22 protein-coding genes and 1 riboswitch are annotated in these 26,904 nt (G+C 34.2%); of the genes, 8 read left to right on the top strand and 14 right to left on the bottom strand.

The features are described 5' to 3' along the window. The first annotated feature begins 10 nt into the window (after window positions 1-10). The 3 genes from MHI39_RS06795 to MHI39_RS06785 are packed head-to-tail and all read left to right on the top strand — an operon-like array spanning window position 11 to window position 3,725. Window positions 11-1,510 (top strand): spore germination protein, encoded by a 1,500-nt coding sequence (locus tag MHI39_RS06795; RefSeq protein ID WP_078109454.1) that lies wholly within the window; start codon window positions 11-13, stop codon window positions 1,508-1,510. A 59-nt stretch (window positions 1,511-1,569) separates the two neighbouring features. Beyond that, window positions 1,570-2,658 (top strand): GerAB/ArcD/ProY family transporter, encoded by a 1,089-nt coding sequence (locus tag MHI39_RS06790; RefSeq protein ID WP_342540936.1) that lies wholly within the window; start codon window positions 1,570-1,572, stop codon window positions 2,656-2,658. Next, window positions 2,655-3,725, top strand: coding sequence for a Ger(x)C family spore germination protein (locus tag MHI39_RS06785; RefSeq protein ID WP_259549410.1), 1,071 nt, complete (start codon window positions 2,655-2,657; stop codon window positions 3,723-3,725). Before MHI39_RS06790 ends, MHI39_RS06785 begins: the two co-directional genes overlap by 4 nt. A gap of 45 nt (window positions 3,726-3,770) precedes the next feature. Here MHI39_RS06785 and MHI39_RS06780 read toward each other — a convergent pair whose 3' ends face one another. Continuing rightward, window positions 3,771-4,943: an FtsW/RodA/SpoVE family cell cycle protein gene (locus tag MHI39_RS06780; protein ID WP_212944505.1), complete on the bottom strand. Its 1,173-nt coding sequence runs from the start codon at window positions 4,941-4,943 to the stop codon at window positions 3,771-3,773. A gap of 264 nt (window positions 4,944-5,207) precedes the next feature. Here MHI39_RS06780 and MHI39_RS06775 point away from each other — a divergent pair, with 264 nt between their 5' ends. Continuing rightward, window positions 5,208-5,525 carry a thioredoxin family protein gene (locus tag MHI39_RS06775; protein WP_251338256.1) on the top strand — a complete coding sequence of 106 codons (318 nt, stop codon included), beginning with the start codon at window positions 5,208-5,210 and terminating at the stop codon, window positions 5,523-5,525. Window positions 5,526-5,747: 222 nt separating this feature from the next. Here MHI39_RS06775 and MHI39_RS06770 read toward each other — a convergent pair whose 3' ends face one another. Then, complete coding sequence (locus tag MHI39_RS06770) at window positions 5,748-6,224, bottom strand: spore coat protein (protein WP_058002823.1); 477 nt, start codon at window positions 6,222-6,224, stop codon at window positions 5,748-5,750. Window positions 6,225-6,309: 85 nt separating this feature from the next. Then, entirely contained in the window at window positions 6,310-7,731 is a 1,422-nt protein-coding gene (locus MHI39_RS06765; protein ID WP_342540935.1) for a phospholipase D family protein, read from the bottom strand. Between the two features lie 141 nt (window positions 7,732-7,872). On the opposite strand from MHI39_RS06765, the gene MHI39_RS06760 reads away from it, so the two are divergent. Then, entirely contained in the window at window positions 7,873-8,010 is a 138-nt protein-coding gene (locus MHI39_RS06760; protein WP_139254913.1) for a lmo0937 family membrane protein, read from the top strand. Between the two features lie 107 nt (window positions 8,011-8,117). Here MHI39_RS06760 and MHI39_RS06755 read toward each other — a convergent pair whose 3' ends face one another. Further along, on the bottom strand, window positions 8,118-11,201 hold the full coding sequence (locus MHI39_RS06755) for an efflux RND transporter permease subunit (protein WP_058002825.1): 3,084 nt from the start codon (window positions 11,199-11,201) through the stop codon (window positions 8,118-8,120). A 98-nt stretch (window positions 11,202-11,299) separates the two neighbouring features. Between MHI39_RS06755 and MHI39_RS06750 the strand changes: the two genes are divergently transcribed. Both MHI39_RS06750 and MHI39_RS06745 read left to right on the top strand, forming a co-directional pair. Beyond that, window positions 11,300-12,160, top strand: coding sequence for a TetR/AcrR family transcriptional regulator (locus MHI39_RS06750; protein WP_058002826.1), 861 nt, complete (start codon window positions 11,300-11,302; stop codon window positions 12,158-12,160). A gap of 158 nt (window positions 12,161-12,318) precedes the next feature. Then, complete coding sequence (locus MHI39_RS06745; RefSeq protein WP_342540934.1) at window positions 12,319-13,893, top strand: IS1182 family transposase; 1,575 nt, start codon at window positions 12,319-12,321, stop codon at window positions 13,891-13,893. A 113-nt stretch (window positions 13,894-14,006) separates the two neighbouring features. Here MHI39_RS06745 and mgtE read toward each other — a convergent pair whose 3' ends face one another. From mgtE to MHI39_RS06705, 8 genes are all read right to left on the bottom strand, one after another. Then, window positions 14,007-15,365: a magnesium transporter gene (gene mgtE, locus MHI39_RS06740; protein WP_058002827.1), complete on the bottom strand. Its 1,359-nt coding sequence runs from the start codon at window positions 15,363-15,365 to the stop codon at window positions 14,007-14,009. Window positions 15,366-15,517: 152 nt separating this feature from the next. Beyond that, window positions 15,518-15,670, bottom strand: coding sequence for a hypothetical protein (locus MHI39_RS06735; RefSeq protein ID WP_161809508.1), 153 nt, complete (start codon window positions 15,668-15,670; stop codon window positions 15,518-15,520). Window positions 15,671-15,811: 141 nt separating this feature from the next. Continuing rightward, a riboswitch (M-box (ykoK) riboswitch) is annotated at window positions 15,812-15,981 on the bottom strand. 75 nt (window positions 15,982-16,056) lie between these two features. Then, a complete protein-coding gene (locus MHI39_RS06730) occupies window positions 16,057-17,004 on the bottom strand; it encodes a magnesium transporter CorA family protein (RefSeq protein ID WP_058002828.1) in 948 nt (315 codons plus the stop codon). A gap of 381 nt (window positions 17,005-17,385) precedes the next feature. After that, complete coding sequence (gene helD, locus MHI39_RS06725; RefSeq protein WP_342540933.1) at window positions 17,386-19,710, bottom strand: RNA polymerase recycling motor HelD; 2,325 nt, start codon at window positions 19,708-19,710, stop codon at window positions 17,386-17,388. Between the two features lie 591 nt (window positions 19,711-20,301). Continuing rightward, window positions 20,302-21,081: a hypothetical protein gene (locus tag MHI39_RS06720; protein WP_065107209.1), complete on the bottom strand. Its 780-nt coding sequence runs from the start codon at window positions 21,079-21,081 to the stop codon at window positions 20,302-20,304. A gap of 145 nt (window positions 21,082-21,226) precedes the next feature. Then, window positions 21,227-23,653, bottom strand: a complete 2,427-nt coding sequence (locus tag MHI39_RS06715) for a heavy metal translocating P-type ATPase (RefSeq protein ID WP_058002830.1) — start codon at window positions 23,651-23,653, stop codon at window positions 21,227-21,229. 123 nt (window positions 23,654-23,776) lie between these two features. Then, window positions 23,777-23,983, bottom strand: a complete 207-nt coding sequence (copZ, locus tag MHI39_RS06710) for a copper chaperone CopZ (protein WP_058002831.1) — start codon at window positions 23,981-23,983, stop codon at window positions 23,777-23,779. Window positions 23,984-23,996: 13 nt separating this feature from the next. After that, a complete protein-coding gene (locus MHI39_RS06705; protein WP_218958433.1) occupies window positions 23,997-24,332 on the bottom strand; it encodes a metal-sensitive transcriptional regulator in 336 nt (111 codons plus the stop codon). A gap of 273 nt (window positions 24,333-24,605) precedes the next feature. Between MHI39_RS06705 and speD the strand changes: the two genes are divergently transcribed. After that, window positions 24,606-25,418: an adenosylmethionine decarboxylase gene (gene speD / locus MHI39_RS06700; RefSeq protein WP_058002833.1), complete on the top strand. Its 813-nt coding sequence runs from the start codon at window positions 24,606-24,608 to the stop codon at window positions 25,416-25,418. 128 nt (window positions 25,419-25,546) lie between these two features. Here the strand turns inward: speD and MHI39_RS06695 are convergent, their stop codons facing one another. Beyond that, entirely contained in the window at window positions 25,547-26,059 is a 513-nt protein-coding gene (locus tag MHI39_RS06695) for a DinB family protein (protein ID WP_058002834.1), read from the bottom strand. Between the two features lie 22 nt (window positions 26,060-26,081). Beyond that, window positions 26,082-26,540 (bottom strand): DinB family protein, encoded by a 459-nt coding sequence (locus tag MHI39_RS06690; RefSeq protein ID WP_058002835.1) that lies wholly within the window; start codon window positions 26,538-26,540, stop codon window positions 26,082-26,084. Window positions 26,541-26,904: the final 364 nt, after the last annotated feature.

Below are 26,904 nucleotides of genomic sequence, written 5' to 3'. Positions count from 1 at the left end.
GGGATCAAATATGGATTTTTTTAAGAAGAGAAAAGAAAAGAAACAGCAATTACAAAATATTGAACCTAAAAAGGAAAGTCTCAAGCCTAAATCAAAAGATGTAACAGAAGCAAAATATATTAATAGTCGAACTGGGATGCAATTTTCTTTAACTTTCGTCTCCACAGTTGTAGATGAAGAAATTATTCAAAAGGACATATTACCTGATTTATTAGAAGGAGATTTTGCAACAATTGGAGACATAAAAAAACTTCTTCCTGTAGCAGATGTAGAAATTACTACAGATATGGCCAAGGTCGATCAAAAGATATATAACGGATATATTTTATTACAGGTGGAGACAGATGAGGGGAAATATGCGTTTATAGCTGCTCAAAAGGAAATTACTCGTTCAGTAAGTGCACCAGAAATTGAATTTAGCGTCATAGGTCCAAAAGAAGCGTTTATTGAATCCCTTGATCAAAATTTAAATTTAATTAGAAAGCGGCTTCCTGTCAAACAATTGATTGTAGAGGAATTAACTGTAGGTAAATTATCCAAAACAAGAATTGCTATTCTTTATATGGAAGACATCGTTGAGATGGAAAATGTTGAAACTGTCAAACAAAGACTTGAAAGCTTAGAATTTGATGAAATTAGTGATAGTTCCTTTGTGGAACAATTAATTTCGGATAACCAAGCCTCCCCTTTTCCTATCTTTCTTGATACAGAGAGACCTGATAGGGCAGCTGGCTCTCTCAGTCAAGGAAAAGTGGTTATGGTAGTGGATGGTTCCCCACATGCTTTGATCGGGCCCACTACGCTATTAGAATTTTTCGTTTCGTTTGAAGACTATTACTTGAACTGGATTATCGCAACGTTCTTTCGTATTTTGCGTATTTTCTCAGTTGTCTTTTCCATTATAGTTACACCACTATATGTTGCAGCTCTAACTTATCATTATCAAATGGTTCCCAGAGCAGTTATGGCAACCTTAATCAGTTCACGGCAAGGGGTTCCCTTACCACCTATTTTGGAGGCATTAGTATTAGAAATTACAATTGAGCTTTTACGAGAAGCCGGAGCTAGACTACCAACAAAGATCGGTCAAACAATCGGTATCGTGGGAGGAATTGTTATTGGTACTGCATCAGTTGAAGCTGGATTAACTAGTAATGTCTTACTAATATTTGTCGCCTTAGCTGCACTCGCTTCCTTTACAACACCAATTTACAAAATTGGTAATACCATTCGTTTCATCCGTTTCCCATTTTTAATTTTTGCTCAGCTTTGGGGTTTACTTGGAATTGTATTTTGCTTTTGTATTCTTCTTACCCATTTAATTCGCTTAACTTCGTTGGGTAGACCATATTTAGAGCCAATCTATCCGCCTAGATGGAGTGATTTGAAAGATACCATTGTTCGATTAGGTTTTAGTAAACAGGCAAAACGGCCTAAATATTTACGAACCGATAAGAAGAAACGCTTTTCCTCTAAAAATGCTAAACAAAAGATAGATATTGATGAATAAAGAGTACTAAGAAAGTAGTGAAAGAATTTATCCATTTTTATTCTGTTAGGAGTCATACTATGCAAACAGTACCTGAAAACCGAAAAATATCACCATTCCTCGTTTTTTTTACAGTTACATCCATTCAAATAGGTGTGGGTGCTTTAGGTTTTCAACGACTTATTGCGAAAACAGCAGGTTATGATGCTTGGATTTCTGTTATTATTGCAGGTTTAGCAACCAATATGATTATGTGGATGATGTATAAGCTATTGGAAATGGGAAAAAAGGATCTAAGCGAAACACATAAATTTGTATTTGGAAAATGGATTGGATCGCTATTTAATACTTTCTTTATTCTTTATTTTACCTTTTTTATCATCACCATTCTGCGAACCTATATCGAAATCGTTCAGGTATGGATGTTTCCCGATTTAAATACTTTTTGGTTTACCTTATTCTTCCTCATTCTCTGTATTTATATTGTGAGAGGAGGATTTCGGACAGTAACTGGAATTGCTTTTTTTGGAGTCGTTTTTCCTTCCTATTTAATTGTATTGTTTGGCTTTACGATCCCTTATTCAGATTTCAAGCATTTTTTGCCTTTACTTGATCATTCTCTCAAAGAATTAATTATTGCTTCTCATCAAATGTCCTTAACATTTATGGGGTATGAAGTGTTCCTGATCTACTATCCTTTTATTAAAGAACCAAATAAATCAAAAAAGTGGGCTCATATTGGCCTCTTTTCATCAACCGCCCTGTATTTATATACAACCCTCATATCATTTGCCTATTACAGTGAGGAACAAATTCAAAAATACATTTGGGCGACACTGTCTACGTGGAAAATTGTCCATCTTCCTGTCGTAGAGCGATTCGAATATGTCGGTATTGCCAATTGGTGTTTAATTATTTTGCCGAATGTATGTCTTGCATTATGGTGTGCGAGTCGAATACTTAAACAAACATATAAAATTTCACAAAGAAAAGGAGTATTTATCATAGCAGCTCTTTCTCTTCTAATTATTCCTTTGCTTAAAACCCGACAACAAATAAATATGATCAATAGGATTTTAGGGAATTTAGGTTTTTTAATTAATTTTATCTATATTCCATTTTTATTAATTTTAGTTTGGCTGTTAAAGAAGGTGAAGCTGAAATCATGAAAAAATATTTACTCATTTTACTATGTACAACCCTACTAACAGGTTGTGTGGAAAAGCAAATTATTGATGAATTAAATATTGAAACAGCTCAAGGATATGACCTAGCTGAGAATGATCATTTGAAAGGTACCCTTCTTTATGTAAAATATTTACCTGATAAGAGCTTTCAAAATCAAACCTTAACAACGGTAGCTGAAACAAGCAGGGATGTTCTAACAGCACTTGAACGACGTTCCAGTGATCCTCTTGTTACAGGGGGGATTCAAGCTGTATTATTTGGGGAAGAATTAGCTAAACATGGCTTTGTTAGACTGATTGATTCCCTCCTAAGAGATCCGAATGTAGGTTCAAGAATTTTATTAGCAATGGTAGAAAAGGATAATGCACAAGATGTATTAGAAGGGAATTATGGATTTAAAGGAAATGGTACCTATATTAAAAATCTGCTCACACATAATATGAAAAATCGCGATGTTCCTAAACTAAACCTTCACCTATTTGGAAACTATTACGCTTCAAGAGGTAGAGATGCTTTTTTACCTATACTAAAGAAAATAAATGACAACACGTTAGAAATAGTTGGGATAGGAATTTTTAGTATAAACAAGGTTGTTTATAAAGTTAGTGAAGAGAAAATGTTCTATTTTAAACTTATGGTGGACAAGTATAGTGAAGGAAGTAAAATTGTTAATTACGGAAAAAATGAAGCGGTGATACGAAGCATTCATTCCAAAAATAAAATTAAAATTATAAAATCTCCTGGCAAACTTCATGCTAATATCTATATCAATGTCGATGCTGTAGTACGTGAATACTCTGGAAAAAAAGTATCCCACAAAGTAATCAACGGTCTCGAGCAAGCAATGGAAAAGGATATAAAGAAAGAATGTTTAAAAATGCTACACACTTTTCAAGATAGAGGCATTGATCCCGTGGGACTTGGCGAATATGTAAAAAGTAAAACAAAACACTATAATTATGATAAATGGTGGGATGAGGATTACAAGAAAATCACCTTAAATGTTATTCCGAAGGTAACGATTATGGAAAGTGGAACGGTTGAATAAAAAAAGCTAGCCCGAAACTTAATATGTGACGGGCTAGCATACTGTCTATTTTTCTCCACCGAACATATACTTTTTATAATGATATCGTATCGAAAATATTAATCCAATGGCAAACATATTACCCATTAAGGAGCTTCCTCCATAACTAATAAATGGCAAAGGAATACCAGTAATTGGTAAAAGTCCAATTGTCATTCCGATATTCTCAAATACATGAAAGGTAATCATCGCAATTACACCAGCACAAATATACGAATAAAATTCATTCTTTGTTTCTAAGCTCGCTTTAGTAATGTGATAGATCAACATAAAAAATAAACTTACAACCACACTGGCACCAATAAAACCGAAGCTCTCGCCAATCATACTAAAAATAAAATCGGTTTGTCTTTCCGGTATATCCACTTCCGTAAGACTAAATTGTTTTCCAAAAGTTTGTCCGGAGCCAATGGCAAGAAGGGAGTTGATTAATTGATACCCCTCATTACTCTTATATTTATATGGATCAAGCCATGAGTTAATCCGATCAAACTGATAAGGCTTTACATGTAAATATTTTTCTAATATCTCTGGCATCCAAATAGCAAAATAAAGCACGATTCCTGCAATAAAACTTCCACCGCCGAAAATGGGCAATAATAATTTCCATGTAATCCCTGATACAAAAATGACCCCTAATAGAATTGATATGACTACTAGTGAGGTTCCTAAGTCAGGTTGTTGCATAATTAGCACAAGGGGAAGTAAAGTAACTAATCCTAATTTTACTAATAACCAAAAATCGGTTTTCAATGTCTTAATGATAAATTTATCGTGATGATCTACTACCGTTCTTGCCAATGCTAAAATTAAAAAGACCTTCATGACCTCCGATGGCTGGAAGGTACCCATAAACGGAACCGTAAACCAACTTTTTTGCCCCTTCGTTACATGGGCAATGCTTTCTGGAGCAATAATCAAAAATGTTAATAGAAAAATTCCGAATCCATATAAATACCATGATAATCTTTTTAACTGATCAGAATCAAAATGAATCGTAACTGCTATTATACATACTCCCACTACATACCATACTACTTGTTTGATGACAAAGTTTTGATCTAATTGACCTGATTTTTGTGCACTATAAATAGAAATAACACTGACCAAACACATTAACATTAATGTTAAAACAAGACCATAATCTATTTTTGAAGTTTTCCCTGTCTGAGAAGTCATATAATCCTCGTCTCCTAATACAATCTAACAAATACACACTTTAATTTTCTTTATGTATTATATTTCTATTATACTTAATCCCTTCAAAGAGACAAAGAAACAATTTGTGCCAAGATATTATTTTATATTATTTACATGGAAACATCCACAAAAGAAGACTAATTTATTGAATGAATTCATTAAACTATATACAATACTAATAGTACCTGACATGGTCCTAAAAAAAATAATTTAACATGTTATCGTTAAGGAGGAAAAGTAATAATGGAAGAAATTAAATCAATTGAAACATTTGAAGATATTATTTCTGGTAATGATCCTGTAATCATAAAATTCTATGCGGGTTGGTGTCCAGACTGTACACGTTTAAATATGTTTATTGATGATATAATTAAAGATTATTCACAATATAAATGGTATGAAATAAACCGTGATAATTTTCCAGAGCTAGCTGAAAAGTATAATGTTATGGGAATTCCAAGCTTATTAATTTTTCAAAACGGAGAAAAGTCCGCACACCTTCATAGTGCAAATGCAAAAAGTCCTGAGCAAGTTCGAGACTTTCTTGATAGCCAAAAATAAAGGCTGTTTTTTTGTATCATTTGTTGCTTTGTAAAGGCCCAACTGCCAGCTTTTACATCCATTAAAAGATAGTAGCGGTTCTTATGGAGATTGCAGCTCTTCTCAGTAAAATGAAAGTTGTAGCGATCTTCAGCAGATATTTTTATTCAATCGCAACAATGTTTAGGCTAGTGCCAAAACATGAAAGAGGATGATTTATATCATCCTCTTTTTTGCTGCTTATTAATATTTCATTGTTAGTGCTTTTTCAGCATTTTCAGCGTCATTAGTAAGTAATTGATGAAGATCAAATGCTGGATAATACCCATGCTTATTCATATATTCAAATACTTTAGTATGCCATTTAATACTATTATTTAAATGCTTTGTAAATACAGATTTAAGCTCTGGAGTGGCAGTTTCAGTAATTGCAGCTGCATAAGTTCTTACAGATGTTTTTGCAGCACCTAGCAAATTTCCCGCAAAGAATGCACTATCGTCTTGACGTTCATGTGCATATGCTCGAGGTGCTCTTGAAATAAATGGAACGAGCTCTTTTATATTTTTTTCCAGCGAACGGATTGAGAATAAAAATAGATCACGTAATTCTGGGTTCGTTACCTTTTTTAATGATTTTTTTAAATGTATTAAACAATTGCTTTGCAATGCAATTAATTCATGTAATTCTAATGTTTCATGCCATGCTAAATGTCTTGCCATTTCTTCTCTCCTCCTCTTTTCAAATCGCTTTATTATATGCAAATTTAGGCGATTAGGAAGGTATTCCTTAAAATATAGAAATCATTCAATAAGTAGTTAATTGCAATAGCTCCTGCATTCTATAGATTCCTTCTTGGAAATAGATGAACCTACTTTGGAATTTAGAGAAGTCAAGTGTAAAATCACCATCGCGATTTTCCCATAGTCGATGAAAATAACGATTTAGTTGATGAACTACTTTAGAATGATTCGGAGCCTTTATTTTTATATCAGTCTCTAAATTATAATCGGCAAGATTACGAGAGGTAAGATTTGCAGAGCCATTAAAAATTAGTGAATATTTATCTTTTTTAATAAAAATAAGCTTCGGGTGAAATTGTTCCTTTTTCGTATTATACCAACGTATTTGAATCTTCCCTTTCGATTTCTTATGCAGCTCATGAGCAACAGGTCGATTAGGTAAACCAGATTTTTTGTTTCCAAAAGCATTTTCATTTGGATCCAAGATTAAGTTGATTTTTACGTTTCTCTGAGAGGCTTCCAACAAGGAATGAATAATTTTTCTATCAGCGAGATAAAACATCGCCATCCACAACTCATCTCCAGCTTTTAATCGGTTAATTTCTCTTAAAACATGCTTATATATCTTTCCCTCTGTTAATAACTGAAATTGATGATCACCTTGCTGCCCCCCCTTTTCCGTATATATTGGGAGCTTCGGTCCATTTGATATATTAACTGCTGCCTGCTCAGATTCTAGTAGATCATGAATAATCGGTCCGCTTATTTCAATGCCATGGTTAGAAAAATAAGCACTTGCATCATGAGGATTTCCTGATGCGATGAAAACAGTTTTATCAGTCGCAATCGTTTTTCGATGATTGGCTTTTATATTTAATAATTTTAAATAAGAACGAATGGTCATTTTGGGAGCATTATCTGCCATAGCATTAGGAATCCACTCTTGTCCTGACTGTCCAAACCATTTAAAAAACATCCTCCATATACTTGAATAAAGTGGAGTTGAATCTCGCAATGGATCAAGGTCTGTCATAATTACTTCAATCCCATTTTTCTTTAATCTTTCAAGTTCCTTCGATTTATGTGAACCATAAGAAGTATTAATCTCATCCGTGATAACCATAATCCGAACTTCTGGTTGCTGCTTCTTTTTATTAATCAATTGATTAGCGAAACTCTCACTAAGTGGCGGAAAATGAAGATGTTTATCGTAATAACCATTAAATAAAAAAAAATCACAAACGATAAACTGCTCTGCCTCCTGAATAATTTGAAAAACCCGAGGAAAGATTTCATGTTCTACTTTAAGCTCATTTCCCCTTTGATAAGTTAAATCTGTTAATAAAGTAACCTCCTTATCGGTTCCACGATAAATCCTCCCCTCATAGGAAAGTCCCTTTGGAAGTGGTTTATAAGAATGATAAAGAATAGTACCGCAATATGTAATAAAAAAGATAGTAACAAGAATAAAAAGAACCTTCCTCATCATGATCCCCCAATTTTCATAATCACTTCATAGCTTTCCCCACTCAGGAATGAACATGAGAAGATTTCATAACTTTCCAATTGGTTTGGAATTGTCAACCATGGGTAAACTATTACAAATACAAAGAGGAGGAGACTGAATATGCTTTGGGCAATAATTGGCATACTAATTTTACTCTGGATCTTAGGACTCATCGGACATATTGCAGGAGGATTTATTCATATCCTACTTGTTATAGCCGTAATCATCCTGGTCATTAAATTAATTAAACGTGTATAAAAAAATGGGACAAGGGGTGGGACAAGGGGTCAGGTCCACTGTCCCACTGTCCCACAATAAAAAAAAGCCTTACAAGCTAAAAAATTGACTTGTAAGGCTTTTTTCCTTTAGTTTTCCTCTATTTCATTCCGCTTTTTCTTGAACATCTTAGACAAGACTTCATAGACAATTGGTACTACAAGTAATGTTAATAATGTGGAGCTTGTTAAACCACCAATAACAGTAATGGCAAGACCTTTCGAGATTAGTCCCCCACCGCCTTCTCCTAATGCTAGTGGAATTAACGCACCAACTGTTGCAATTGCTGTCATCAAGATTGGACGCAGTCGTGTAGCCCCTGCCTCTAATATTGCCTGACGCATAGACATACCATCACGTTCCATATGAATTATTCGGTCTACTAATACAATGGCATTTGTCACTACAATACCGATAAGCATCAATAATCCCATCATAACTGGTACAGAGATCGTTTCGCCCGCAAGGAATAATCCAACGAATGATCCGATAACGGCAAATGGTAATGAGAAGAGAATCGCAAATGGTGCCACACCCTCGCGGAAGGTAACCACAAGAATAAAGTACACAATGGCAATCGCTGCCAACATCGCGACACCTAGTTGTGTAAAGGCCTCATTCATATCAGCCTGTACACCAGCAACATCTACAGTTACTCCTTTTGGTAAATCCATTTTATCAATTTTATCACCAATATCAGCAGTTACTTTTGAAACATCTTTTCCTTTAACTTTACCAGAAACAGTTGCATAATACTCACCTTTACTACGTGCAAGTGTATTTAGCGTTGTTCCTTTCTTCACCTTAACTAGCTCAGAAAGAGGCATTGTGTTACCAAGCGCTGTTGGAATTTGCTTATCCAAAATATCATTGATAGATTCTGGCTGTGCAGCTTGTTCTTGTTGAACAACTACATCTAATGAATCTCCATCTTTTTCAACTGTTGTTAAGACATCTTTTGTTTTTTGTGGACTTAACATCCCAACAAGCTGACCTGTTGTTAAACCATATTTCAATAAATTTCCTTGTTCCACTCGGAATGTATATTCAACATATGCATCTTCCGCACTTGATGAGACATCTTTAAGATCGTCATTCTTATTCATTAAGTCTTCTACTTTTTTTACAGTCTGATTGAGTTTATCTAAATTTTCACTGTAGAAAGTATAACTTACTTCATTACTTGATCCAGACATTGAAGAGAAGTCCTGGCTCTTCCATGTACCAGATTGATCAAGAGTCGTCACGTACTTTTCTATTTTTTCTTTCTCTTTTGGAAAATCTTTCATGTCAGGGTCAAAAATCAAGTACATTAATGCCCCACCTGAGCCTCCGCCCATCATCATAGCCGAAGCATCACCTGGCTCCGTGACAGATACTTGCACAATATCAATATCATCACGTTTGAGCATTTTCTCTTCGACTGCTTTCACATTCTCCAAAGTATCTTTTTGAAGTTCTCCCGTTTTTGGTGTATACGTTAAGTACATCACCTTTTCCTCTTCACTACCTAAAAAGCTAAACCCAATTAATGGAGTTAACGCTAAGCTTCCTACTAATAATAGAACTGCAAGAATCGAAGCAATCCATTTATGATTAAGCACTTTATCTAATATTCTTTTATATCCTCTTGCTAATTTACCAGCTTCTTTATGGCTACCTTCCGTTCTTTCACCATATAACTTTTTCCTAAATAAAAAGTGAGATAAGGCTGGAACAATGGTAATTGCCACAAGTAAAGATGCTCCAAGTGCAAATGCCATCGTTAATGCGAAAGGCATAAACAACTCGCCAACCATGCCACCAACGAATATCATAGGTGCAAATACAGCTACAGTTACTAAAGTAGATGACATAATTGGTTTGAACATTTCAATCGTTGCTTCACGAATTAATGCCCGACCTGTTAATTTTTCTTCTTTCAGATGGAGGCGTCGATAAATATTTTCCACAACAACAATTGAATCATCGATAACCCTTCCAATCGCAACAGTTATTGCACCTAGGGTCATTATATTTAATGTAATATCTAACCAGTGGAGCAATAGCAATGCCATGAAAATAGAAACTGGTATAGATACAATTGATATAATGGTTGATTTAAAGTCACGTAGGAAAAGAAGAATGATTAATACAGCAATTAATCCACCGAATACGGCCTTTTCCACCATCGTAGACACAGATTTTTCGATTGGTTCACCTTGGTCAAGTGTGATATCAATCTTTAGACCATCATATTTTTTCTTTTCATCTTTTACAAGATCCTTCACCTCGTTGACAACGTCAACTGTATTTGCCTGTTGTCCCTTTACAATCTGTATGGCAATAGCATCCTTCCCATTTGTTCGAGAAACTGACTGTACTTTACCGACAGTTTTAATTGTTGCTATGTCACTAAGCTTCACAAATGGGGTTGGATTTGTCGCTGATGGGGTAACAGGAACCATCATATTTTTCAATTCATCAATGGTCATGAACTTGCCATCAATAGCGACAGCTTGTTCACCTTCTTTAAACTCATAAAGCCCTAAAGAAACAGACATGTTACTTGCTTGGATGATTTCTTTCACCTTATCTTCTGTTAAGCCTAATTCATCCATTTTAGTTTTATTATAAGTTAGATCTACTTCCTCAATATGCTGACCTGTAATCGTGGCAGAAGCCACACCATCTAACTTCTCAATTTTCGGTAGTAAACTCTCCTCTACCGTTGATGTTAAGTCAACGATATCCTCTTTGGAACTGCTGACACTTAGTGCCACTACTGGCATCATATTCATACTAATAGCAGATGTTGTCGGTTCCTGTGCTCCCTCAGGTAATTTCACCGTATCTAATGCTGACTTCAACTCACGCTTTGCTTCGTCCATATCGATCCCATATTCATATTCAACCTGGATACTTGCCATGTTTGAATATGAATTTGAATAAACGGATTTTACATGATCAAGACCTTCTACTGCCTTCTCGATTGGCATAGATATATCATTCATTACCTGTTCAGGAGTTGCACCAGGATAAACATCCGATACCATTAAGAAAGGAATTGAAATATCAGGAATGGTCTCTGTTTTCATTCGTGTACCTGAATAAATACCAGATACAGTTATTATTATCGTAAGCAACCAAACTGCTAGTTTATTCTTTAAAACAAAATTGACTAACCCTCTCACTTTTACACCTACCCTTATTTGACTTATTTAGCCTATTTTTCTATAATAATGACTACTTGGTCATTTGTCAAATAAAGACATAGGAGCGATTAATTCAAATGGTTAAAAAACAATTAATAATGGAAAAGGCATTGGAGCTTTTTGCTAGGCAAGGTTTCGAGGCAACTTCTGTACAACAAATAACAGAGCACTGTGGTATTTCTAAAGGGGCATTTTATTTATCTTTTAAATCAAAAGATGAATTGATTATTGCTCTCATTGACCACTTTATGATGCAAGTAATCGCAGATATTGACCATATAGTCAGAGGAGATATCAAAAACGAGATACTCTTATATAAATTTTATTATACAATTTTACAATCTTTTCATAATCATTCGGACTTCGCAAAACTTCTTATGAAAGAACAGTCGCAAACTCTCAACGATGAATTGATGCAAAAACTGCATTACTATAATAGTTTACTTGATAAAACTATTTTATTATTGCTTGAACGTCTCTATGGAAAAACCGTATTAAAGACAAAATATGATCTAATGTATTGCGTCAAAGGCTTTATGAGTATGTACTCGCATTTATTCTTGTTCTTTAACCTTCCACTTGATTTGGATCAATTAGTAAGATCACTAGTGGAAAAGACAAATATACTTGCTGAGCAGGCGTCCAACTCCTTTCTTTCAAAAGAACTGGTCCAAATTACAAGCCAAGCAATGAATGAAAAGATTTCAATAGAACAAATCCTTCCAATGATTGATCAAAAAATATCAGAATTAGAAGAGTCTATCGAAAAGGAATCCCTCATCCTCCTAAGGCAGCATCTAATAGAACCAAGCCTAAGCCCCGCAATCGTCAAAGGGTTACAAGAGAATATACGCAATCATCCACATTGCAAATGGATTGCCTATTTAATTCGAAGATACTACGGGGACATAGGGTCCGGTCCAATGTCCCAGCAATAAAAAAGAGGCTGGGACAAAACCCACCTCTGAGATGAAAAAGCCGGTGAATTTTACGACGAGTAAAATTTCACCGGCTTTGATTTTTTTACAATAAAATAAGGACCACTTCTGATAAAATTAAGTTACCACACCAAATAAAATCAGAAAGAAGGATCCTTATGTTTAAAAATTATACCATGAATCAATTAGTTTTACCTTTAGATTTAGAAGTAAAATTACAAAAAAATGATATTGCCTTTCATATCCATCATCTAGTTGAAAGTATTCCTCATGAAGTTTTCGAACCATTTCTGCGAAATGAGGGCTATCCTGCTTATCATCCACGCATGATGCTTAAAATTATTTTATGTGCCTACACCCAATCTGTCTTTTCAGGGCGAAAAATTGAAGCCCTATTAAAAGACAGTATCCGGATGATGTGGCTATCACAAGGGTATGAACCAAGCTACCGTACAATCAATCGATTCCGTGTTCATTCAGATGTGAAAGAATTAATTCGCCAATGTTTCGTCCAATTTCGTTGCCAATTAATCGAAGAAAAACTAATCGATCAAGAAGCAATTTTTATTGATGGTACAAAGATTGAAGCAAATGCGAATAAATTTACGTTTGTCTGGAAGAAATCGATTGAGAAATATCATCACAGTTTAATTGAAAGGTCAAACCAGCTATATAACGAGCTACTTGAGAACGAAATTATACCTGAAATTGAACGGGAAGGTGATGAACAATTATCATTGAAAGAGCTCGCTCAATTGGTTGAAAAAGTGGACAATGTCGTAGCTGAGTATGATAAACAAATTGAAGAATCATCAGACGTTCCAGAACGAAAAGCTTTAAGAAGTGAGCGCAAATACCCGAAACAAGTGCGTAAACAATTGATTGATTTTGTCTTACGAAAACAAAAATACCAACGAGACTTTGAAATCTTTGGCACACGTAATAGCTATTCCAAAACAGATCTGGACGCGACATTTATGCGAATGAAAGATGATTATATGCAAAACGGACAATTGAAAGCTGGCTATAATGTACAAATCGCAACGGAAGGGCAATACACGCTTGCCTATAGTTTATTTTCAAACCCAACAGATACACGTACGTTAATTCCATTTCTTGATGAAATCGAGAACCATTATTTCGTGTTACCGAAACATATTGTCGCAGATGCAGGTTATGGTAGTGAACAAAACTATAATGATATCCTTTCGAACAGAAAACGAGAAGCACTGATTACGTTTAATCTGTATTTGAAGGAGCAAAAGAAAAAGTACAAACAAAACCCATTGAATCCCGATAACTGGCAGTATTGTGAAGAAACAGATACATATATATGCCCTAACCAGAAACGTCTTGAATTTCACTATCATTCTGTCCGTACTGACCGTACAGGATTTCAACGAAGGTTCAAGATCTACGAGTGTGAGGACTGTTCGGGATGTCCATTCCGTTCATTATGTACAAAAGCTAAAGAAGGCAACAATCGAAAACTAATGGTGAATGAAAAATGGGAACAACAAAAAGAATATGTGAGAGCGAAGCTTTCAGAAGAGAAAACGAGCACCATCTATCGAAAACGCAAAATCGATGTGGAACCAGTTTTTGGATTCTTGAAGGCTAATTTGCGTTTCTCTCGATTTTCTGTACGAGGAAAATCGAAGGTAGAAAATGAAATGGGACTCGCATTAATGGCCGTGAATTTAAGAAAATTCACGGCCAAACAACTACGGTAATAGAAGAATCAACACACAAAAATAGAAAAAGTTGAATTTGAGTTCGCTCAAATTCAACTTTTTCACTATTTGAAGCTAGTTATGTCCCAGCCCCTTTTTAACTATAAAATTTATTACATTAATTTAGATATAAATGCTGTTGCAATCCCAAAATAAATAAGTAAGGATAAAATGTCATTTAATGTAGTAATTAATGGACCAGAAGCGACTGCAGGATCAATCTTAAAGCGATATAAAATTAAAGGAATAATAGTCCCAGCTAATGTTCCAATGATTAATGTCATAATTAACGAACTACCTACAACTAACCCTAAAACAGGACTACCCTGCCAAATATAAGCGATAATCGAAATTAAAATTCCACAAGTAACCCCAATGATAAGACCAACAGAAAATTCACGGAAGATTAGTTTTAAAACAACCTTTTTATTAATATCGTGTGTAGCCAACCCTCTTACAACAACTGCTAACGACTGTGTTCCCGTATTCCCCGTCATTCCTGCGATCATAGGCATAAAGAACGTTAACGCAACAACCTTTGATAATGTATCTTCAAATCCACTAATAATGGTTCCAGATACTAAACCAATAAATAATAGTAAGATTAACCAAGGCAATCTTCTATATGCAGCAACAAAAGCTTTTGTATCAAAATCTATCGCCTTACCAGAGGCAGATAGCTTTTCAATATCTTCATTTGCCTCTTGAATAAAAACATCAATAATATCATCAACCGTTACAATCCCTACTAACTCATTGTTATTCTCGACAACAGGGACAGCTAAAAAATCATATCTTTCAATAACACGGGCAACTTCCTCTTGATCAGCATCAGTTGAAACAGATATCACTCGACTAAACATGATGTCATAAATTTTTTCGTATTCATCCGCTAATATTAAGTCTCGGTAAGATACGACACCGACTAATCGTTTTTCCTCATCAATGACATATAAATAGTTAATCGTTTCAGAGAACTCCGCAAATATCTTAAGCTTATCAACCGTTTCACGAACTGTATAATGTTGCGGTATCCACACAAAACGATTGGTCATCAATCTACCCGCTGTTTCAGGAGAGTAATTCATTATATTTTTAACAATTGTAGATTCCTCTTGTTTCATACCTGAGAGAAGCTCATCTATTTTCTCCGGTGACAAATGCTCAAGTAAAGAAGCTAGATCATCATTATCCATGAGATCCATTACTGGTCCTGATTTCTCTCCACCTAGTTTTGCAAGTACCTTTAATTGGTATTCCTTATCAAGCTCTTGGATAAGCTCTGCGATTTGCTCAGGATAAAGAAACAACAGGAAACGGGTATAATGTTTTTCTGGTAGGCTCTCAAATATCCGTGCTATATCATAAGGATGAAGTTCATCTAAAATTTCTTGGAACTCTTTTCTTTTTCCTTCTTTGATGTTTTTTATGATTTGAATGATGATTTGGTCTTCTGTCATATTCATTATCAACTTAGACACTCCTTTTCGAGGAAGAAAGAGGATTTTCCCAAATATAAAGGGAAAATTATATAATTTCTACCTTTTCATTATTCCCCTAAACATCGAAAAGAAAGGCAAGAGACCACTAAAAAATATTTTTTCAAAAACAGAACACTAGTGTTCTATTCCCGTTTTTTTAAAGGACAAACATTCTTCACATCGATCAGTGGATCCTTCCTTTTCTCCACTTCTCTTTCATAGGGGTATGAGAAGTGAACGTTTTTAACTAAAAATTTATTCATATATATAGGTACCGAATCAGGTAAATTGTCCATTCTCATCACCACCTAAATTAAAATCTTAACTTTATGGATAGTAAAATTTAGTAAAAGTACCCAAAGCTAAAAGAATAAAATAAAAAACATCCCCCAACGAAGAGGATGTTTCAATAATTGACAAAAAAATGATCATGATTGAATAAGACTCAAATCGTTGAGCTTTAGCACTATATGGCATAGGATAACGTTCATCCAGCTACATTAAAAACCACCTTAATTCGATGGTTCCTGTTGACCCATTGGCGTCTTTCGAAATTTCTGGGCAGCAGCATATCTCCATATAGGAGCCTCACCTAACGAGGTTATTAAATTTTACTATTCACTTTTATTTATACGCAGTAAACAAAATAATGTCAACATCTAGAGCAAAATATTTAACCCATTTAAAAATATTTCTTCTTCCAAAATACAAATGCCGTCATACTAGCTAAAAAGATTGCAAATAAAATAGCAGTTTGAAAGGCATGTGGATAATTTTCTAAGTTAAATGGTAAATGTACATTCATCCCAAGGAAACTAGCAACCATCGTTGGAAATGACAGAATAATTGTGATAGAAGTTAAAAACTTCATTACACCATTTAAGTTATTAGATATTATTGAAGCATATGCGTTCATCATACTACTTAAAATTGAACTATAGGTCGATGCCATCTCAATTGCCTGAGTATTTTCAATAATGACATCCTCTAATAAATCCTTATCCTCTTCATACATTTTTATATAATTTATTCGCAAAATTTTATCTAGCACCATTTTATTTGACTTCAAAGAAGTGGTAAAATAAACCAAACTTTTCTCTAATGCTAATAATGAATATAACTCTTTATTTTTCATCGACGATTGGTGAAGCTCCCGCTCAACCTCATCTGTTTTCTTATTAATTTGTTTCAAATAACGTAAATAATAGGATGAAATAACAAATAAAATTTGTAAGGCAAATCTTGTTTTTTTAAACGTATAGAATTCTTTCTTTTTGTTATTTTTAAAATCCATTAATACTTGGGCATCCTTTAATGATATCGTAATGATGCACTCATTTGTTAAAATAATTCCAAGTGGCAATGTTTCATAAACTGAATAACCAGATTCATCCTTCGATATATATGGATAATCAATAATAATAAATACATCGCCCTCTTCTTTTTCGATACGGGACCGTTCTTCGTCATCCAATGCGTCTTTAATAAAATCAACTGGTACATTGGCATGATCAGCGACAAATTGAATTTCTTGTTCGCTTGGAGAAACTAAATTAATCCAACATCCTTTTGTAATGTCGGTTACAGTTTCTAATTTGTTCATTTTATTTGTTTTATAAATTTCTAACATAAGCCAACCTCCTCTTGTTGAGCGAGGAAGTCATTTTACCTTCGATCGGAAAGTAGATATATTGACTTCCTCATATGTTATTGGTTCAGGATCCAAATATATCAACTCCCTTTGAATGTAATACTTTCTAATCTTAAACTAAAATTGTATAAAAGGACAATGCATTTGAAAAACATTTCATTTTTCAGAATTCTATTATCATTATAGTGTGCAATCATAAAAATGCGCATAAATCGCCATTCAAAATAAATTGGAAATTGAACAGACTATAAATAAATAAACGAAAAAAACGCTTTATGCAGCGTTTTTTCGTTTATCAGTAAATTTAACAGTTTACCTTTCGTCTAATGATTATCTTCTAAACCAAGCCTTTATCAGTCACTAGTCTAACGAATATAGTTCTGAATCAACTGCATCAAAAAGCCGAGACGGTTTACCTACACTTGTAATGATCAGTTGGTGCATGGCTCTAGTACAAATCGTATAAAGTAATGTTCGTTCAGAATCCTGATGATACATTTCATTGGAAGCATTTAATACAATCACACTGTCAAATTCCAAGCCCTTCGCTAAATAAGAAGGAAGGAGCATCGGACCATCAACGATTTCCTGATTTTTCATCCCTATTAAAGTAACATTTATTTTGTTCTTTAAAAGTTGAAATGCCTGTTCACAGTCCTTCATAGTTTTACCTATAATTGCGACTGAACCCGATATTTTTGTTAATTTATTCACCTGATCGGTTATTTCTTCTATTAATTGATCAACATCATTTCTGACAATGATAGTCGGTTTTTTCCCTTCTCTCTCAAAAAGCTCAATTTCCTCACCGTCTTGTAAAATCTCCTTTGTAAACGCAGTTATGGCTGCAGTGGAACGATAGCTCTTTGTTAAACGGATAATCTCTGCTTTTTCTGCACCAAAAATATCAATTGCAGTTTGAATCGTCGGTTTTTTCCCCTTATTGAAAATCGATTGATTGATATCCCCCAGCATCGTAAATTTACTATACGGAAACATATATTTCATATATTCAAGTTGAAGCGGGGAATAATCTTGTATTTCATCTATGAACACATATTTGATTGATGTTTGAGATTTTCTTCCCTCAATGAGATCACTTAAATATAAATATGGTACAACATCCTCCATATGAATTTTTTTATGATTTAATGCGTGAATCGTATGATTTTGAATTTCCAGCCATTCTCTATCAGAAAGCTCAAATTCATCAAGATGAATAAATTCAGATGCTTTCTTTAGAAAATCAACAAACTGAGCTTTTATATGAAAGAAACGGTATCTCTTAACAGCAACCTTTATTTTGCGAAAGTATTTTCGGACAATTTGCTTAGCTAGATACTCTTTTTCTTGATCAAATGAATCAAAGACAACCTTCCCTTTTCGTTCCCCTTTTAGTGAATGTTGGAAAGCTTTTAAGTAATCTTCTCGATCAAGAAGTTCCATCTCCTCTTCAACCCAATCCTCTTGTTCCTCCTCTAGCGCTTTTTCTTCTAAGCGTTTTAATAATTCTTTCGTAACTAATGGAAAACGATTAGGCAATGAAAATGATGAATCATAGGAATAGAAAAGCTCAGAAATTTCCTCCTTCGATATGAGAACCTTTCCCCGAAAACGAATATCTTTAAAAAAGAGACCAGATTCATTTAAATCATGTACATATTTATTTATAGCCTGGAAGAAGGAGCGATCTCCTTTCAATTGTATCGCTTTAGACCTCCACGTATTCTCTATTTCATTTACACTATTTTCGAATTGCTCAAATAAACTTTCCAACTCCAAATCAGGAAACCTTGATTGGGCATAATCAAAAAAGGTTGTTTGCACAATATTACTTTCCCCGAGCTCAGGAAGCACTTTTGAAATATAGTGATTAAATAAACGGTTTGGTGAAAAAAGTATCATTTGCTCAGAATGCAAAGAATCCCTAAATCGATATAAAAGGTAAGCAATTCTTTGCAAGGCTGCAGAAGTTTTCCCGCTTCCAGCAGCTCCTTGAACGAATAAGAGGCGACTGCTTATATCCCTTATAATCTTGTTTTGCTCCTTTTGGATAGTAGCTACAATACTTTTCATATGTGTATCTGCTTTATTTCCTAAGACTTCCTGAAGCATTTCATCCCCAATGGTTACTCCTGTATCAAATAATGATTCAATACGCCCATTTTTAATTAAAAATTGACGTTTTAATAGCATTTCACCAGATCGTGAACCTTCCGGGGTTTCATAAGAGACAGGCCCCGGACTTCCATCATAATAGATGCTTGATATTGGTGCCCGCCAATCATAGACAAGATATTCATCATTTTCATCGATAAATGATGCAATCCCGATATATATTTTTTCTTCCGTTTCATCATTCTCTTTAAAATCTACTCTTGCAAAATAAGGTGATTGTTCAAGCTTCTTCAGTGTTTCAATACTTTCTTCTACATGTCCATAGCTTCGTTCACGCTCAGAAAGCAATTCCGCTTGCTGTCGAATACTTGTAAATGTTTCAATAACATCATCAGGTTCATCTAAATTAACCGTCACATCTTCCCAAAAGTTTTGACGTATTTCTTCAGCCTCATCCTTTACTGATTTTACCTGGGATATCAGGAATTTTTCTTTTTGTTTTACCTTTGCTACAGTTTCATCTACTCTTTGTTGTTCCTGTAACCATTCATCATTTTGATTTGACATAAGAAACCTCCTGAAAAAAATGTGAAATAGTTGACATCGCACTTTAAATGTGATAATGTTAATATAGGATATTTATAAACTACACCAACAAACGATGTCATGCATCTCTAAATTATATCACCTTTGTCATCTTCTTTCCAGTTATCCTCTTCATTTTTTCAATCCTTTATAATAAGTACATAACCTTTTCATTTTATATTACATTTTCTAAACAAGAAAAATGCATGTGTATTTTTGTGTTGCGCACAGATAAATAAAATTTGCTGTTGCCATTTTAACCCTTGCTCCCTCGAAAAAGAGTAACTGTTTATGTAGACTAACATACCCAGCAGAGGTTTGAAATGCCTAAACCAACAAAGCATTGAAGCCAATATTATAAAAAACACAAAAAGAAGAGTTAACCAACCCTTCTTTTATGCTTATTTTTGGCTCTTTCCTCAAACATTGTTGCTATTTAAGGAAAGTTTTAACTAATAACTATCGGTTGAAGACTGCTACATTTTATTTCTGAGAAAAAAGCTGCAAACTTCATAATGCCGCTGGGTGTAAAAGCCGGCAGTTGTTTACAAAAGCAACTATACGAAAACAGCCTTATTTTTTTATTTCAACTACAAATGGAAATACTCTAACTTTATTTTCCTGTTTAAATTCTGCCCAAATTTTATAGATCCCTTCCTTATCGAACTGTGTTACGAATACAGGCTGATCTTCCCTTTCTGGATGTACATGAAGAAAATGATTGGCTTTTTTATCTAGAATAACGACATGCCCCATTGCTCCAAGATACGGTTCCAAGTTTGATTGATCTAATTCGAATGAAAGTGTAATTGGCTCATTAGGTTTAGTTGAACTCATTTTTAATTTTACTGTTTTCCCTTCTACAGTTTTCGTCAAGGAAGAATCAGAAACTATATGATTTGTTTGAGAGCCTTCATCAGAATTTCCAACTTCAAAAGGAATAGGTTTGATTGAATAGTCCAATCCTTTTGGTTTTATGTCAATAAACGCCTTATATTTTCCATTTGATAATGTCTTTTCAACAGTAAATTCACCTTCACTCACCTTCGTTGGATGAAGGTGAGCATATTGATTTAATGATTCATCGACGATAATTAAATGAAGAAGCTTCTCATGGTTGACCTCTAATGGAATTGGATTATTCGAAAGGTCTGTCAATCGTATATGGATAGACCCATCTTCATAATGGAATTGTGAAAGCACTTGGCCCTCTTGTTTCTGCTCCTGATGTTCGTGATGCTCGCTCGCCTCAACTTTTGGGGCATTTGTTTTTTCAAAAAACTTTGCATAAACCGTATAACCAGCAATGACTACTAAAAGGTAGATAATTGCAGCTAAAGCCCATTTTTTCATTAAGTTCACTCCCTTTCTTTTTTGGTACAGACTATAGATATTGGATAAAGCGTCTCATTTGTAAAACCTATTTGCTCTTCTCTGTCAGTACTTGTAAAATCCATTCCCTACAAAAATATCAGAAAAGAGCTATTTGATAGGTGCTTCAGGCTTTATTCACCTTTACACGTTGTAAACGAAGTGCGTTTAATACAACAGATACTGAACTAAATGCCATGGCAGCCCCTGCAAGCCAAGGTGCTAAAAATCCAAGTGCTGCAACAGGAATTCCTAGTGTATTATAAGCAAATGCCCAAAATAGATTCTGTTTAATATTCCTTATAGTTTTGTGACTCATTAAGATAGCATCTGCAATTGCATTTAAATCGCCTCTCATTAGAGTAATATCGGCAGCTTCCATTGCAATATCTGTACCAGTACCTATAGCCATTCCAATATCACTTATAGCAAGTGCCGGTGCATCATTTATACCATCTCCAACCATCGCCACACGTTTTCCTTGCTGCTGCAATTTTTTTACTTCATCAGCTTTTCCTTCCGGTAATACTTCAGCGATTACATGATCAATCCCTACTTCAGATGCAATTGCATTTGCAGTACGTTGATTATCACCAGTCATCATAATAACCTCTAATCCTAAATCCTTTAGTCTTCTAATTGCTTGCTTAGAGGTATCCTTGACTGTATCAGCAACAGCGACCATTCCCATAAAGGAACCATTGATTGCAACAAGCATAGTTGTTTTCCCAGATTCCTCAAGTTTTTCCATTCTTTTAATGGCAGAGTCAACATTTATATCATTTTGCTGCATTAATTTTTTTGTACCTACTAAAATATGATTGTTATTTATTCGTGCAGCTATTCCATATCCTGGTATCGCTTCGAAATGATCCACATTTAGTAATGATATTTTCTTTTCTGTAATTCCCTGGACAATAGCTTCTGCCAAAGGATGTTCCGATTGTTTTTCAGCAGAACCGACCAATTGGGAAAAGGTCATCTCATCCATATCTCCATCAACAATAATGTCTGTTAAAACTGGTTTCCCATTTGTTACTGTACCGGTCTTATCAAGAACAATCGTGTTAATTCGATGTGTTTGTTCGAGATGTTCCCCACCTTTAAATAAAACACCTAATTCTGCTGCACGACCTGAACCTGCCATGATCGAAGTAGGAGTGGCAAGACCTAAAGCACATGGACATGCAATGACCAGAACGGCGATTAATTTCTCTAGAGCAACAGCGAATTCTCCAGGACTTACCCATACATACCACACGATAAAAGTTAGAAACGCTAGACCTACTACAATTGGCACAAAAATACCAGAGATTTGGTCAGCTAAACGCTGAATAGGTGCTTTGGAGCCTTGTGCCTCCTCTACAACTTTTATAATTTGTGATAATGCCGTATCTTTACCAACTTTTGTTGCATTTATTTTAAGAAAACCATTTCGATTTATAGTTGAACCGATGACATCATCACCGACTGTTTTATCGACAGGAACACTTTCCCCTGTCAACATTGACTCATCTAATGCTGATTGTCCTTCCACGATGATACCATCAACAGGTATTTTTTCACCGGGCTTAACGAGAATGATATCTCCGACTACAACTTCTTCTAAGGGTATTTCTATTTCTTTCTCATTTCTTAAGACGATCGCAGTCTTTGCTTGTAATCCCATTAACTTTTTAATCGCTTCAGAAGAACGTCCTTTAGCACGTGCTTCAAATAATTTACCTAAAATAATGAGTGTAATTAATACAGCACTTGTTTCAAAATAAAGATCTACCATATGCTCCCCTGATCCAATAGATGCAATGGCTACATAGAGACTGTAGAAATAGGCTGCAGATGTTCCTAAAGCCACTAGTACATCCATATTTGCACTTTTATTCCTTAATGCTTTATAAGCACCTACATAAAATTGTTTACCGATAATAAATTGAACAGGGGTTGCAAGAGCAAACTGGACCCATGGATTCATTAACATTTCAGGTAAATATATAAAAGAAGTAAATTTAAAATGACTAACCATCGCCCATAATAATGGAATCGACAATATTAGTGAAAAGATAAATTTCCCTTTTTGTTTTTCTATTTCCTTTTCACGATAGTCAAGAGTATCTTCTTTATCTTGCTTTGGTATTGCTTGATAGCCAATCTTCTCTACTGCTTTACTCATTTCCTGAATCGATATCTCAGATGGGTTATATTCAACACTTCCTGTCTCTAATGCAAAGTTTACAGTTGCATTTTTCACCCCATCAAGCTTATTTAGAGTTTTTTCAATCCTATTAGCACAGGCTGCACAAGTCATTCCTACTAAATTAAAATCAGCTTTTTCCGATTCTACTTCATATCCAAGACTATTAATTTTCTTTTCCATCTCACCTAGATTAGTTACTTCAGGACGATATTTAACAATAGCTTTTTCTAAGGCAAAATTTACATTGGCTTCCTCAATACCATCCATTTTATTTAATCCCTTTTCGATTCGATTTGCACAAGCTGCACAAGTCATACCTATAATCGGGATTTGAGATTCCTTAATCGTTGATTGACTCATTTTCACTCACTCCTTTTATTCAAACCTCAACTACTATACCCCAGTATCCTATAATATGCAGATAAAAAAATTTGGCTAATCAGCACCGTTTATTTTTTCAAGTAAACGGTGCTAACTTCCACTTTACTCTACATCATATCCTTGATCATCAATTGTTTCTTTAATCTCGTTTAAACTTACAACATTAGAATCAAATTGTACTTGAACTTTACCATTATCTAAATCAACACTAACATTTTTTACACCATTTAATTTTCCTACACTACCTTCTATAGAATTAACACAATGACCACAAGACATTCCATTCACAGTTAAAGTAATATTTTCCATGATAATCCCTCCATTATTTTTTCATTAATTTTTGAATAGTGACAAGAACTTCATCTAGTACTTCCATATCACCTTCTTGTATTCTTTCAACAATACAACTTTTCATATGGCCTTCTAATAAGATTTTTGCAACGCTATTAAGAGCAGATTGTGTTGCAGATATTTGAGTAATCACATCATCACAATAAGTATCTTTCTCTATCATACCTTTAATGCCACGAATTTGTCCTTCTATACGATTTAACCGAGTAGTTAAGTTTTTCTTTACATTAGCTGAATGATGACTCTTTCTCTCTTCGTGAGTAGAACAACTAGTTTCAATTTCAATATTTGAATTTTGATTTTCCAAAGACGTCACCTCCTATTTACACTTTACTATACCCCCCTATCCTATGTCAATGGATAATTTATTTTTTTTCTGCCTATTTTCAAACATTGTTGTTAATTAGGTAAACTTCTAACAAATTTAGATTAAAAACCGTCAGTCCTCCATAAAAAACTGCCTTTTTAACTAATATTGATGCTTATTGTGTCTCTTATCATATTGATTTATTAGTATTAATGATAACTGAAATGCCATAATAAAAATGTGAAACAACTTTAAAATAAAGGGGAGATCTAGATGAAGCTTACACCAGAACAGCGGATCGAACTTCATGGCTTTAATAATTTGACTAAATCCTTAAGCTTTAATATGTATGATATATGTTTCACTAAAACAAAAGAAGAGCGTGAGGCTTATATAGAGTACATTGATGAACAATATAATGCTGATCGATTAACAAAGATCCTAAATACTGTTGCCGATATTATTGGTGCCCATGTATTAAATACAGCTAAACAAGATTATGTTCCCCAAGGAGCTAGCGTTACATTATTAGTTTCAGAAGGACCTGTTGTGGAAGTTCCAACAGAATCCTTTAGTGAATCTCCTGGGCCATTACCAGGATCTGTTGTCCTACAATTAGATAAAAGTCATATTACGGTTCATACATATCCCGAATATCATCCCGATGAAGGAATTAGTACGTTTCGCGCAGATATTGATGTATCCACATGTGGTGAAATATCCCCTCTTAAAGCCCTAAATCATCTAATTCATTCCTTTGATACGGATATTATGACCATCGATTATAGGGTTAGGGGGTTTACTCGAGACAAAAAAGGGCATAAATTATTTATTGATCATGACATCCGTTCCATCCAAAATTATATACCAGATAATGTGAAGAACCTTTATGATATGATTGATGTAAATGTGTATCCAGAACATATTTTTCATACAAAATGTAAATTGAAACAATTTGATTTGAATGATTATTTATTTGGATATAAAAAAGATATACTTACGGAGAAGGAACAAGAAGAAATTACCCAAAGATTAAAAAAGGAAATGGATGAAATCTTTTATGGAAGGAATTTTGATGTGCAGTAAATTTCTATTGATACAAAAACGGGTTGTCAAATAGGTGACAGACTATTTTAGACAACCCCCTTCACTCATTTATTTGTGATAAAGTTTGATTAGATTTTATCAATGAATTTAAAATGACTTATCTAAACTTATTTTGTCCCGACTTCATATAGGTAATAAACATAGTCTGTTGGAGTACCTGAATAACCTTGTTGATTCAGCATAGCAGTAATATTTCCACGATGATAGGTCCCATGATTTACTACATGATCAATTAGTTCCACGTAAGTCGCATTTAATATTCCATAAACAGGGTGTTCATATTGAGAAAGATGGTCAAGATTTTCTAATTGGCTGAAGAATTGATCGTACTCCGCTCTTAACTTAACAAACTCCGTTTCCATTTCTTTCATACTAACAGCTTTTAATTCAGAAGCTTTCATCCCTACCTTTGTCTTTGTTTCTTCAAAAGAAACACCTTGCATCGTATTTAACCAAACAACATCCGTTAAATACATATGAAGCAAAGTAGCTGAAATGGATGGAAATACACTTTTAAGCTCTGTATCATATACTTCATCAGGTAGTTCTTTTAATCGTTTAAACAATTTATCATTCGCCCAATTATGGTACTCATACTTTTTTATAGAAGGATGTTTCATAAATTTGTCCCCTTTTCACTTTTTATTTATAGTCCCTAAAGAATGGCAATTTCTCTTTTCCCAATAATCGTAAATAAACAAATAGCTGTCCTTTATGATGAATTTCATGATCATACATTATTGTAAGAAAGGTGCTCCCCGACCCTGCAAAGTTTCCCATTTGTAGTGAACTAGAGATATCTAAATCCGTAATTAACCTATACTTTTCCTTTGTAATCCTAGTGACTTTCTTAACGATGCTTCTTAATTCATCAACATTTGTGCACACTGGAATATTCGGAGGCATAAATTCCTTATTTTTTACTAATGAAACAAATGTATCATTCCAATATACAATATGTAGAAAGAGCTCTCCTAAAGTCATCGCCCCTTCCCAAGGCTTAAAAGTTAAATCCTCATCTTTCATTGGAATATCTACTAATTGCTCAGTTATTTTACGATGCCTCAGCCAATTATTCATCATCTTTTCTGATTCAATCAAAAGTATTTCTCCTTTCATATTTTGCTCTCATCATACATGAACTTCACTGACAAATACGGTCATTATAATGGTTTAGTCATGCCACAATAATTTCCCACGATTATGACCTTATTTCTGCACGATATGGTTCGATGACCGCCCAAAATCTTTCCCAAATGTCCTTAGAATCTTCCCCAATTAATTGTAAATCCGTTTTTATCATAAAAATTATCACCTCAACTTTTTAATCTGTATATAAGACGGATAAACTTGAAAGAATCATACGCACATTTCAAATTTTTTATTTATAGTTTATTATTCTCCTAAACCTATAAAGTTCCTTCTATAATCTGTTAGAGATTAGTTTGATAGCTCAATTCTTGAG

The organism is Heyndrickxia sp. FSL K6-6286 (assembly GCF_038630395.1).
Taxonomy (GTDB): domain Bacteria; phylum Bacillota; class Bacilli; order Bacillales; family Bacillaceae_C; genus Heyndrickxia; species Heyndrickxia oleronia.
The sequence above is the reverse complement of the archived record's forward strand: the minus strand, read 5'-3'. Positions and strand labels throughout refer to the sequence as shown.